This window comes from Candidatus Pelagibacter communis, assembly GCF_001179845.1.
In the GTDB taxonomy this organism is placed as follows: domain Bacteria; phylum Pseudomonadota; class Alphaproteobacteria; order Pelagibacterales; family Pelagibacteraceae; genus Pelagibacter; species Pelagibacter ubique_Q.
Genome location: NZ_CVSB01000026.1, coordinates 102,112 through 113,637 on the forward strand (window position 1 = coordinate 102,112; position 11,526 = coordinate 113,637).

The following is an 11,526-nucleotide window of genomic DNA, read 5'->3' on the forward strand; positions in this document are numbered from 1 at the left end:
TTATTCTCCAATAAAATGATGAATTATAGTTCTTTTTTGAGACTCTAATCTGTGTTCAAATAAATATATGCCCTGCCAAGTTCCAAGCAACAATTCACTATCTTTCACACTTAGGGAAATTTGATTATTTGTTAATGCGGATTTAATATGTGCAGGCATATCATCTTTTCCCTCCGTAGTATGAACATATAGTTTGTTATCCATAGGTGCTAATTTATCAAAATAATTTATTAAATCTGTTTGTACATCTGGATCTGCATTTTCTTGAACAATTAATGAGGCGCTTGTGTGCTGGATACTTAAATTAAGAATACCATTTTTAAAGTTTTTTTGACCAATCCAATGAATTGTATCATTAGTGAACTCATATAACTTTTGACCATTAGTCTTAATTAGAAGATTATAAAATTCTTGTTTCATTAATTATACTCCTTCGATGTAAGCTCATACAAACGACTAATGGTTCGTTTAAATGGTTTTTCTAATAATTTTGAAGAGGTAAATTGATCTAAATTTATATCAGCTGTAACTGCTAATGAAATTTTTTTATCATAAATTACATCTAGCAAAGTGATAAAACGTTGTTGTTGATTTGAATTTACATCATTAAATTGAGGTATTTGATCTATTACCATGAATTTACAGTTTTTAACTATTTCTAAATAATCTTCCGCTCCTAAATTTTGATCACAAAGTTGATTAAAGTCACATCTAACAATTCCCTCATAAAAGTTTTCTAATTTAAATTCTCTTCCTTTAACATTAATTGTTATTGAAGATTTTTTTTTATCTTTTGTTATAGTTCTAAAAAATTTATTAATCTTAAAATTGGTTTCTTGATTAAGTGGAAAAAAATATCTTTGTTTTTGATTATCATTAGATTTTCTATAATCGTCCTCAATTTTTAATTCATACTCGATTGATTGATCTTCCATTATTTTTATAAAAGGTATAAATTGTTCACGTTGAAGACCCTCTTTATAAAGTTCCGAAATTTTAGTATTTGAAGTAAGAATAATTTTAATATCTTCTTTAAAAATTTGTTCAAATAGTTTTCCTAAAATCATTGCATCAACAATATTTGTTACTTGGAATTCATCAAAATAAATTAATGAAGCTTTTGATTTTAAATTTTTAACAAATTGATTGATTACATTTTCTTCATTTTTATCTTTTTGTTCATGGACAAAATCATGAAAACCTAACATAAATTCATTAAAATGTTTTTTTAATTTTTTTTCTTCAAGATGATCATAAAAGAAGTTTAAAATCATTGTTTTACCAACCCCCACACCACCATATAAATAAAATCCTTTTTTAGTTTTTTGTTTGGAAAATAATTTTGAAAAAAATGATTTGTAATTACTATTATGATAATCTTCTAATTTTTTAATTACTTTGATTTGATTAGTATTAACTTCTAAATTTTGATTTTCACAATAAGATACGAATTCTTTTTCAAATTTTTTTGGCATCAATTTTTTTTAGTTTTAAAGTCGATACCATACTCTGATCTTGGTCCTTTCCTTAGTCCAAATGGACCTGAGATAAATAAAGTTAATGGTTTAGTTCCTGGTTCCAAATCTACTCGATGCAAATTATTTGCTGATCTAAAACCAATATACCCTGGTGGACGCCAAAACTTGCCAGTGCTTAATGTTTCCCAATAACCGCCTCTTAAAATTATAGTGATATAAGGAAATGTGTGATTATGAACTCCTTCTCCATGGTCATCTGCTAGCATCTCATGAATTAATATATTGAAAGGAAACCATTTAGGTCTATGCCTCATCAAAACATAATATCTATTCATCCAAGGTTTTGCTTCTTCAAATTTAGGATGTGAAGGTCCTCTATCTAAAACAACTTTTTTTCTTCCAATAAAACTAAGGAATTTTAGAAACATTTTTACTTATATTCTATTATCGAGTTATCCTTAACTATGTATAGTTTATTATCGAAGATAAATGGTTTTGAAATTTGATTACCATCTAATTTAAAAGTATTAATAATTTCTCCAGTCTGAATACTTGCAACGATTAGCATACCATTACTAAGTGATAAAAAAATATTATCTGAACCTAAAGCTATGCCAATAGGCTTAATAAATTGACGCTGTTTAGATTTAAAATTAATTAATAAATTATTCGATTTAATTATATTTCCAGTAAGACTATCAATAAAATATAAAAAACCTTCATTAGAAACGGTAAAAATTAAATCATCAGTAATGACAGGTCTAATATTTGAATTGATTTTTTGTTTCCAGTTTAAAAAACCATTGTTTTTATTAATAGAATAGAACTCATTTCTATTATTTGAAAAAAAAATAGAATCTTTTTCCAACACTATATCAGAGGTTATCAATGATGCTGACTCAGCATAAATTAAGTTATTTTGTGTTGGTGTTTGCCATAATAAAAATCCCTTATTAGCATCTAAAGCTGTAATATCGCCAATTGAATTGGTGAAAATAACTTTTTCATTATCAATTACAATTGATAATGTTTTTTTCGTCTTAACAAAAAAATTATCTGTTTGATAGCTCCAAATTCTGTTTCCATTTTTTATTGAAAAACAATGAAGTATATTCTCATAATCAACAATATAAAGTTTATCTTTATAAATTTTAATTTGAGAATTAAATGGAGTTAAGTTTGTTTTGCTCCATAATAACTCTCCATTTTTTAAATCGACAGCATAATATTTTGATAAATTATCTGTAATTATTAAAATATCGTTTTCATGAGTTATATTAAGTAGAATATTTGATTTTTTCTCTTGTTTAGAATAAAAATTTTTTTTCCATATCAATTTTTGTGAATAATCATATTTTTTTAAAGTACCTTGTTTTTCAAAAAATATAATACCATCCGATTTAAAAACTATTGTTGGCTCAAAGTTTGAAAAATTTTTAATTTTTTTTATTTTATATTTTGAAACACTTTTAAAATCACTGTCAAATTCTTCTCTACCATAATTGTTTCTTAATTCTTTAAATTTGTTATTTTTGATTATTTTTGATAATTTAATTTTAATATTTTTGTTAAAATCCTCTTGTATAATTTCTTTATTATCTTTTTTTTTCAAAACTACTTCTTTATTCCCAGAAGTGGTTTCGTCTTTAAAAAAAGTTTTTTTTTCTAATGAACAGCCTGAAAAAATTATTAAAATAATAAAAAAAAACTTAATCACTTAAATCTCTATTTAATCTTTTTTGTGCTTGAGTTTTTATATCTATGTTGGGATTTTCTAAAGTTATTATTTGATTAAAAAATTCTTTAGATTTTTGTTTTTGGTCTTTTGAATAAAAATATTCTGCCATTAAGTATAACGCATGCGATTTCCATACACTTTTTGAATTTATTAATGGATTTAAAATATTTAATAGGTCACTTTCTTGTGCTTTATCTGCATTAAATAATGCTTTTTTATAGATAACCAAGTTTTTAATTTCTTTATCTAGTGTAACGTTTTCAATCAAAATATCAAAATAACTGTTTATTTCACTTTGGTTTGAAATTAGTTTGTTGTCTATAATAAAGTAGAGAGATAAAGTTGAATACGTTGGGTCTTGCTCATTAATAATTTTCACTAAATTTTGAATTGTTTTTTCTTTAGTTTTTTCAGAATAAGCTAAAGTAGTTAAATTAAAATTATTTGAAATTTCTTTTTTCTTATTAGTTTTGTAGCTATCAAAAATGAAAGCGCTCACTAAGAAAACAACCAAAATTACTATTGTTGAGATAATTTTTATTTTGTTATTAATAAAAAAATTTCTAACTTTTTCTTGTCTTGTATTGCTATTTATAATTGAAATATCTTCTTCCATAACTAAATCATATTCCTTAAAACATATTGGAGTATGCCACCATTTTTATAGTACTCTAATTCATTTTTAGTATCAATTCTGCATAAAGTTTTAACTTTTTTGATGTCACCAGAAACGTATTTTATCTCAATAGTCACCTCATCAGATGGATTAATACCCTTTTCAACATCCAACACACTAATTAATTCTGAACCAATTAAGTTAAGGTTTTTTCTATTTACATTATCTGTAAATTGTAAAGGCAAAATTCCCATTCCAATCAAATTAGATCGGTGAATTCTTTCAAAACTCTCTGCAATAACTGCTTTTATCCCTAGTAATTTTGTTCCCTTGGCTGCCCAATCTCTAGACGATCCAGTTCCATATTCTTTTCCACCAATTACAACTAAATCTGTTCCTCTTTTTTTATATTCAACAACTGCATCATAGACAGGAAGAACTTTTTCTTCTGGATATAACTTTGTAAAACCGCCCTCTGTACCAGGAGCCATTTCATTTCTAATCCTTATATTTGCAAAAGTTCCTCGCATCATAACTTCATGGTTGCCTCTTCTTGAACCATATGAGTTATAATCTTTAGGTAAAATTTGGTGTTCCATAAAATATTCACCAGTTGGACTATCTTTTTGAATACTGCCGGCTGGCGATATATGATCAGTTGTAACCATATCACCTAAAATTAATAATGGTCTTGCGTCCTTAATTTCTTTAAATCCTTCTGGTTTATCTGGTAACGAATCAAAAAACGGAGGTTTTTTTACATATGTTGATCCCTCATCCCAATTATAGATGCTGCTTTTATCAGTTTTAATTTTTTGCCATTGGGTTGGGCCCTCTGAAACATTTGAATATCTTTTTATAAACATTTCTGCATTAAGAGATACTTTTAAAGTATCTTCTATCTCTTTATTTGAAGGCCAAATATCTTTTAAAAATACATCGTTTCCTTCTCTATCTTTTCCTAATGGATCTTTGTACAAATCAATTTCCATATGCCCAGCAATTGCATATGCAACAACTAGTGGAGGTGAAGCCAAATAGTTAGCTTTTATATGTGGAGAAATTCTTCCCTCAAAATTTCTATTTCCAGATAAAACTGAAACAGCATAAATATTTTCTTTTTGGATCGCTTCTACAATATTTTCTGGAAGTGGTCCTGAATTTCCAATGCAAGTAGTACAGCCATACCCAACTAAATTAAAGCCAAGCTGATCTAAATAAGTGTTTAATCCAGCTTTTGCCAAATAGTCTGTAACTACTTGAGATCCAGGTGCTAAAGAAGTTTTTACCCAAGGTTTAACCTGCAAACCTTTTTCAATAGCTTTTTTAGCTAATAGTCCAGCCCCGATTAGAACATTTGGATTAGAAGTGTTCGTACAAGAAGTTATTGCAGCAATTAATATTGAGCCATCTTTAATTTCGTAATCTGTATTTGATACTTTCGAAATTGACTTTTCATTTTTATTTGTAGCTTCCTGCAATACTTTTTGAAACGAACTGGGTGCGTCTGTTAAAAGAACTTTGTCTTGAGGTCTTTTAGGTCCTGAAATAGTTGGTACGACTGTGGACATATCTAAAGATATAATATCAGTAAATTCTATTTCGTTACTCGCCCATAAACCTTGTTCCTTGGCATAATTTTCTACGATATCAACAGTTTGTTGATCTCTTCCAGAAAATTTCAAATACTTTAATGTTTCTTCATCGATAGGAAAAAAACCACAAGTAGCGCCATATTCTGGTGCCATGTTTGCAATTGTTGCTCTATCCGCTAGTGTTAAATTTTTTAAACCCTCTCCATAAAACTCAACAAACTTACCAACCACCCCTTTATCTCTTAACATTTTAACAACAGTTAATACTAAATCAGTTGCAGTGGTTCCTTCTGGCATTTTATTTTTCATTTCAAAACCAATAACTTCTGGTATTAACATAGAAATTGGTTGACCTAACATTCCTGCTTCAGCTTCAATTCCTCCAACACCCCATCCTAAAACAGATAAACCATTTACCATTGTTGTATGACTGTCAGTTCCAACCAAAGTATCTGGAAAAAGATATTTTTCACCTTTATATTCTTCTGACCAAACAACTTTTGACAAATATTCCAGATTTACTTGATGACAAATTCCTGTTCCTGGTGGAACTATTCTAAAATTATTAAATGCCTGTTGTCCCCATTTTAAAAAAGAATATCTCTCACCATTTCTTTCAAATTCTATATCGACATTTTTTTCAAAAGAATCTGCTTTTGCAGATTGGTCAACTTGCACAGAGTGATCAATTACGAGATCAACTGCAGACAGTGGATTAATTGTATTTGGATCTTTATTTTTTTCTTTAACTGCTTCTCTCATTGCAGCTAAATCTGCAACAGCAGGTATTCCTGTATAATCTTGAAGCAAAACTCTTGCTGGTCTATATGCAATTTCAGTTTTAGATTTTTTTGTCTTTAGCCAATTTTTAATCGCTTCTATTTGAGATTTCGTTACACTTAAGTCGTCTTCGTATCTTAATAAATTTTCTAGTAAAACTTTTAGTGATTTTGGAAGTTTATTTATTCCTTCAAGTCCTTTTTTTTCTGCTTCATTTAATGAATAATAATTATACTCCTTGTCATTAACTACGATTTTTTTTAGTGATTTATAAGAATTTTTGTTTCCTGGGGTCATATTATAAATAAAAAGTTATTATGCTTGTTAAAAGAAGCAGTGACATAGCATAATTAAAGTAATTAATAAATTTCTGATTTGTCGCAAATTTCCTGAAAAATTTACCTAAAAAAGTCCACAGAGTTATACTAGTTACTGAAACAATTAAAGCCATAATGATAATTTGAGTCGTATAACTTACAAAGGTTTCTCCTGGATTAATATAAGTTGAAACAAGAATAATTGATGCAATAACGCCTTTAGGATTTAAAAATTGAAAAATAAAAGTTTCATGAAACTTAATTGGATTTTTGTTTTTATTTTCCTGATCAGAAGGTCCTGAAAAAGAAATTTTGTATGCTAAATAAATTAAAAATAGAGTTCCTAAGTATTTCAATACCTCTTGAATTAAAGGATAAAGCTTAAAAATATTTATCAGACCTAGAGCTAAACATAATAACAAAAAAGGAAATCCTAAAGTTACACCAATTATATGAGGTAGTGTTCTTAGAATACCAAAATTGAAACCAGAATAGAAAGCAACGAAATTATTTGGTCCAGGAGTAAATGCAGCAACAATTCCAAATAAAGTTATAGAAAGAATTTCAGGATGCATTACTAAGCGATCGGTAATCCATTTTCTGCTTTTTGAGAGGGATGAACAAGTGTAACTTTGCCATCAGCATCAATTGCTCCTAAAACCAATACTTGAGAAACTATTCCGGCAATATTTTTTTCAGGAAAATTACAAACAGCAATAACTTGTTTTCCTTTTAAATTTTCCTCATTATAATAATGTGTAATTTGAGCCGAAGATTGTTTAATGCCAATTTCGCTTCCAAAATCAACTTCAATAACTAATGAAGGTTTCCTGGCTTTTTCATTTTTTTTTACAGAAATTACAGTACCGACTCTAATATCTACTTTATCAAAATCATTATAGGTAATTTGCTCTTTAATCATAATATAATATAGTGTTTTAAGTTTATGAGTATAGATAACAATTTATATGAAAAATCAATCAAGATTTTAACTGACTTAATCGCATTTAAAACTATCTCAGGTCAAGATAATAGTGATTTAATTGATTATTGTGAAAAAATTTTAAATAACATCGGAATAGATACTTTCAAAGTTTATGATGATGATAAAAAAAGAGTAAATCTTTTTGGAACTCTAAAAGCAAAAAATCAAAGCACAAAAAAACCAATTATATTATCTGGGCACACTGATGTCGTTCCCGTATCTAAAGGTTGGAGCAGTGATCCTTTCGTTGCAACTATAAAAAATGATAAATTATATGGAAGAGGCTCATGTGATATGAAAGGATTTATTGCATGTACACTTGCTTATGCACCTATCTTCAAAGAAAGTAATTTAGATAGAGACTTACATTTCTGTTACACATTTGATGAAGAGACTGCATGTATTGGAGCTCCTTTATTAATAGAGGAATTGAAAAAAAGAGATATCAAAAATGGAATTTGTATAATTGGTGAACCAACTAAAATGAAAATTATTGATGCCCACAAAGGTATGAATGAATACACAGTTCACTTTGGAGGACTTGCAGGACATAGTTCTAAACCTCATTTAGGAGTAAATGCAGCTGAATATGCTACTAGATATGTTGGAAAACTTTTAGAAATTAGACAAGAATTAAAAAAAAGAGTTCAAAAAGATAGTATTTTTGATCCTCCACATTCAACTTTATCAATTGGTGGAATTAAAGGTGGTATTGCCCATAATGTCATTGCAGATAAATGTAGTGTTGAATGGGAAACAAGACCAGTTGTTAAAGAAGATGGGGAATTTGTTACGAATGAAATTGATAAATATGCAAATGATGTACTCTTACCAGAAATGAAAAAAGTATTTCCAGATTCTTATATTAAAAAAGAAGTGATAGGTGAAGTCGTTGGATTTAACAGATTAGATGAGTCTGAGGCATGTGAATTTGTATCAAATATAACTGGTGATAATTCTAGAGAAGTAGTTTCTTTTGGTACAGAGGCTGGTTTATTTCAAGAATTAGGAATCAGTACAGTTGTTTGTGGACCTGGATCTATAGAACAAGCTCACAAAATTGATGAGTTCATAGAATTAAATGAAATGAAAAAATGTCTTAAATTTTTAGAAGGTGTAAAATCAAAATCTACTTTGAATTAATAAAAAAGCCCACCACATTAAAGTGATGGGCTTTGTTGTAACTAACTAAGAGGTCTTATTTTTATCTTTTAGATATAGCTAAATGAACAACAGCACCTAATGATGCTCCTATTATCCAGGCATATCCTCCTCCGCCACCTAGATTAGCGAAGAAATCACCTAAACCAAAAATTAAAATGTTTGGCCATACCGTTCCAACAGCAATGTATCCTGATAAAATCCAAGCTAAAATTGCTTTACGATTAAAGCCGCCATTGTAATGATATTTTGCTTTCGCACTATCATCAAACAAATCATCAACATCTAATTTTTCTTTTTTGATTATATAATAGTCAACAATCATTATACCAAAGACTGGAGCTAAAATGGCACCTAGTGTATTTACAAATGGAAATAATCCCATTTGTGTTATAACAGCTACCCACATACCTCCAATTATAAATCCAAAACCAGCAGTAATTAATCCACCAATTTTAAAATTAATTTTACTTGGTATTAAATTTGCTAAGTCATATGCAGGCGGTATAAAGTTCGCAACCATATTAATTCCAACTGTCGCAGCAAAAAAAGCAAATGCAGCAATTATTGTTAATCCTAAGTTGTCAACTTTAGCAACCATATCTGTAGGACTTGCGACGTACTCACCAAAAATAGCAATTGTTCCACCGGTAATCATTAAAGTAATAAAAGAGAATAAAACTACGTTTCCTACTAATCCCCATAGGTTACCTTTTTTCATTTCATCTTCATTTTTAACAAATCTAGCAAAGTCTCCGAAATTGATTACTACTGCAGCAAAATATCCAACCATTATTGAAAATACTGCTAAGAAAGCTCCAAATGATCCTAAACCTTCAAAACCACCTGATCTTTCTCCACCAGAAAATATATTTCCAACTTCTGAAAATAATCCACCACCAGCTTTAGCCCAGATAACAATCATTAAAAGTATCATAACAGCATAAACTGCTGGTCCTGCGAAGTTTAAAAATCTTTTAACAAGATCTACACCTTGCCAAAATAGATAAACTTGGAATAAAGAAACAAATATAAATGAAATCCACATTACACCTGTCATTCCTAGCAGCATTACTTCACCTTCTATGCCTGTAATACCTGTTATTAAAAGTGCTACGGCTGTAGAAGCAGCATAGGTTTGTGCTCCATACCAAAACATGGCAACAAGACCTCTGGCCATTGCTGGAAAGTTTGCACCAAAGACACCCATACTTACTCGAGCGAATACTGGATACGGAATTCCATGTTTTACACTTGGTTTACCTGATAGGTTAACAAGCCACATTATAAAAAATCCTGCAAGAATTAATGCAAGAAATACAGCCCAACCATTTAATCCTGACGCTAAAAACAAAGACGCTGCCAAAGTATAACCAAATAAACTTTGAACATCATTTGCCCAGACGTTAAAGATTTCAAACCACCCCCAATTCTTTTTATTAGCTGGTGTCGGCGCTAAATCAGAATTATAGAGTTTTGACGATCTACTCATCTTGATCTCCTTTTGTTATGGTTTAAATAAATTTAAACCCGTTATCTCATCCATAGTGCGACACTATGTACTTTTAAGGAGAGTGTAAATAAAAATATTTATCAACCAGAAATAGAATTAGTTGCTCCAACCACCTACTGCTTTTACTTCTAAAAATTCTTCTAGGCCGTGTTCACCTGCTTCTCGACCTATTCCAGAATGTTTAAAACCACCAAAAGGTGCATCAACAGCAATACCGGCTCCATTAACATCTACCATTCCAGATCTTAATTTTCTTGCAACTCTTTGTACTTTTTTGGAGTCTTGGGTTTGTATATAATTTGTTAGTCCATAAGCAGTATCATTTGCAATTTTAATTGCATCTTCCTCTGTTTCAAAAGGAATAACAGATAAAACGGGTCCAAAAATTTCTGTTCTTGCAACTTCCATATTATTATTTACATCTGCAAAAACAGTTGGTTTAACAAAGTATCCTTTGTCTAATCCATCAGGTTTACCTGTTCCTCCAGCAACTAATTTAGCACCTTCATCTATTCCTTTTTGGATTAAAGTTTGTATTTTATTGTATTGAGTTTCTGAAATAACTGGACCTATATGTTCTCCTTCTTTTTTAGGATCACCCACCTCAAAATTTTCAGTATATTTTTTTAATCTCTCAATAGCTTCTTCATACATTGATTTTTCAACTAACATTCTTGTCGGTGCATTACAAGATTGTCCAGAATTTCTAAAACATCTTAAAGCACCTCTTTCAATAGCCTCTGGATCAGCATCTTTAAAAATTATATTCGCTCCTTTACCACCTAATTCTAAGCTTACTCTTTTAAAATCTTTAGCAGCATTTTGTGAAATCAAAGCTCCTGCTCTTGTTGATCCCGTAAAAGAAATCATATTAATATCTGGATGACTTGTAAGAGCATCACCTGTTGTTGCTCCATCACCATTAACTAAATTGAACACGCCTTTTGGAAATTTTACATCATCAATAATTTCAGCAAGTATCATTGATGAGAGTGGTGCTAATTCTGATGGCTTTAAAACCATTGTACAGCCTGCAGCTATTGCTGGCATTACTTTTAAACAAACTTGGTTCATAGGCCAATTCCATGGTGTTATTAATGCACAAACACCTTTTGGTTCATAAATTAATCTTTGATTAGGAGCATGCTTTCCTAATGGTTTTTCAAATTCAAAATTTTTTAAATATCTAATAAATGATTTAATATGACTTGCTCCTGTGCCTGCTTGTAATTTTGTTGCAAAATCTTTTGGAGCACCCATTTCAAGTGTTATAGCTTCTGCAATATCTGTCCATCTTTTCTTATAATTTTCATATAATTTTTCTAATAATTCAATTCTCTCCT

11 protein-coding genes are annotated in these 11,526 nt (G+C 29.5%); 1 reads left to right on the top strand and 10 read right to left on the bottom strand.

The window, feature by feature from the left end; genetic code table 11:
• Genes AMN81_RS01930 through AMN81_RS01965 form a run of 8 tightly spaced genes read right to left on the bottom strand, consistent with a single transcriptional unit; the run spans position 1 to position 7,443 of the window.
• On the bottom strand, positions 1 to 420 hold the full coding sequence (locus AMN81_RS01930; protein WP_072090456.1) for a secondary thiamine-phosphate synthase enzyme YjbQ: 420 nt from the start codon (positions 418 to 420) through the stop codon (positions 1 to 3).
• The gene (gene zapE, locus AMN81_RS01935; RefSeq protein WP_072090457.1) at positions 420 to 1,475 is read right to left on the bottom strand and encodes a cell division protein ZapE; all 1,056 of its coding nucleotides are present in this window, start codon (positions 1,473 to 1,475) and stop codon (positions 420 to 422) included. Before zapE ends, AMN81_RS01930 begins: the two co-directional genes overlap by 1 nt.
• Complete coding sequence (locus AMN81_RS01940) at positions 1,475 to 1,906, bottom strand: hypothetical protein (RefSeq protein ID WP_072090458.1); 432 nt, start codon at positions 1,904 to 1,906, stop codon at positions 1,475 to 1,477. The genes zapE and AMN81_RS01940 overlap by 1 nt, the downstream gene beginning before the upstream one ends.
• A 2-nt stretch (positions 1,907 to 1,908) precedes the next feature.
• The gene (locus tag AMN81_RS01945; RefSeq protein ID WP_072090459.1) at positions 1,909 to 3,195 is read right to left on the bottom strand and encodes a PQQ-binding-like beta-propeller repeat protein; all 1,287 of its coding nucleotides are present in this window, start codon (positions 3,193 to 3,195) and stop codon (positions 1,909 to 1,911) included.
• On the bottom strand, positions 3,188 to 3,832 hold the full coding sequence (locus AMN81_RS01950) for a hypothetical protein (RefSeq protein WP_072090460.1): 645 nt from the start codon (positions 3,830 to 3,832) through the stop codon (positions 3,188 to 3,190). Before AMN81_RS01950 ends, AMN81_RS01945 begins: the two co-directional genes overlap by 8 nt.
• 2 nt (positions 3,833 to 3,834) lie before the next feature.
• Positions 3,835 to 6,504 (bottom strand): aconitate hydratase AcnA, encoded by a 2,670-nt coding sequence (acnA, locus tag AMN81_RS01955; protein WP_072090461.1) that lies wholly within the window; start codon positions 6,502 to 6,504, stop codon positions 3,835 to 3,837.
• A gap of 1 nt (position 6,505) precedes the next feature.
• Positions 6,506 to 7,099, bottom strand: coding sequence for a LysE family translocator (locus AMN81_RS01960; protein WP_072090462.1), 594 nt, complete (start codon positions 7,097 to 7,099; stop codon positions 6,506 to 6,508).
• A 2-nt stretch (positions 7,100 to 7,101) separates the two neighbouring features.
• Complete coding sequence (locus AMN81_RS01965) at positions 7,102 to 7,443, bottom strand: tRNA-binding protein (RefSeq protein WP_072090469.1); 342 nt, start codon at positions 7,441 to 7,443, stop codon at positions 7,102 to 7,104.
• Positions 7,444 to 7,470: 27 nt separating this feature from the next.
• On the opposite strand from AMN81_RS01965, the gene argE reads away from it, so the two are divergent.
• On the top strand, positions 7,471 to 8,652 hold the full coding sequence (gene argE / locus AMN81_RS01970) for an acetylornithine deacetylase (protein WP_072090463.1): 1,182 nt from the start codon (positions 7,471 to 7,473) through the stop codon (positions 8,650 to 8,652).
• 61 nt (positions 8,653 to 8,713) lie between these two features.
• Here argE and AMN81_RS01975 read toward each other — a convergent pair whose 3' ends face one another.
• Both AMN81_RS01975 and AMN81_RS01980 read right to left on the bottom strand, forming a co-directional pair.
• Positions 8,714 to 10,162 (bottom strand): NCS1 family nucleobase:cation symporter-1, encoded by a 1,449-nt coding sequence (locus AMN81_RS01975; protein WP_072090464.1) that lies wholly within the window; start codon positions 10,160 to 10,162, stop codon positions 8,714 to 8,716.
• Positions 10,163 to 10,279: 117 nt separating this feature from the next.
• Positions 10,280 to 11,526 (bottom strand): aldehyde dehydrogenase family protein (locus tag AMN81_RS01980; protein WP_072090465.1); only part of this gene is annotated, 1,247 nt, incomplete at its 5' end.

Excerpts from the sequence above, each read along its gene's own strand:
- argE (WP_072090463.1), top strand. The coding sequence starts at position 7,471 with ATGAGTATAGATAACAATTTATATGAAAAATCAATCAAGATTTTAACT.
- acnA (WP_072090461.1), bottom strand. The coding sequence starts at position 6,504 with ATGACCCCAGGAAACAAAAATTCTTATAAATCACTAAAAAAAATCGTA.
- zapE (WP_072090457.1), bottom strand. The coding sequence starts at position 1,475 with ATGCCAAAAAAATTTGAAAAAGAATTCGTATCTTATTGTGAAAATCAA.
- AMN81_RS01975 (WP_072090464.1), bottom strand. The coding sequence starts at position 10,162 with ATGAGTAGATCGTCAAAACTCTATAATTCTGATTTAGCGCCGACACCA.
- AMN81_RS01960 (WP_072090462.1), bottom strand. The coding sequence starts at position 7,099 with ATGCATCCTGAAATTCTTTCTATAACTTTATTTGGAATTGTTGCTGCA.
- AMN81_RS01930 (WP_072090456.1), bottom strand. The coding sequence starts at position 420 with ATGAAACAAGAATTTTATAATCTTCTAATTAAGACTAATGGTCAAAAG.
- AMN81_RS01940 (WP_072090458.1), bottom strand. The coding sequence starts at position 1,906 with ATGTTTCTAAAATTCCTTAGTTTTATTGGAAGAAAAAAAGTTGTTTTA.
- AMN81_RS01950 (WP_072090460.1), bottom strand. The coding sequence starts at position 3,832 with ATGGAAGAAGATATTTCAATTATAAATAGCAATACAAGACAAGAAAAA.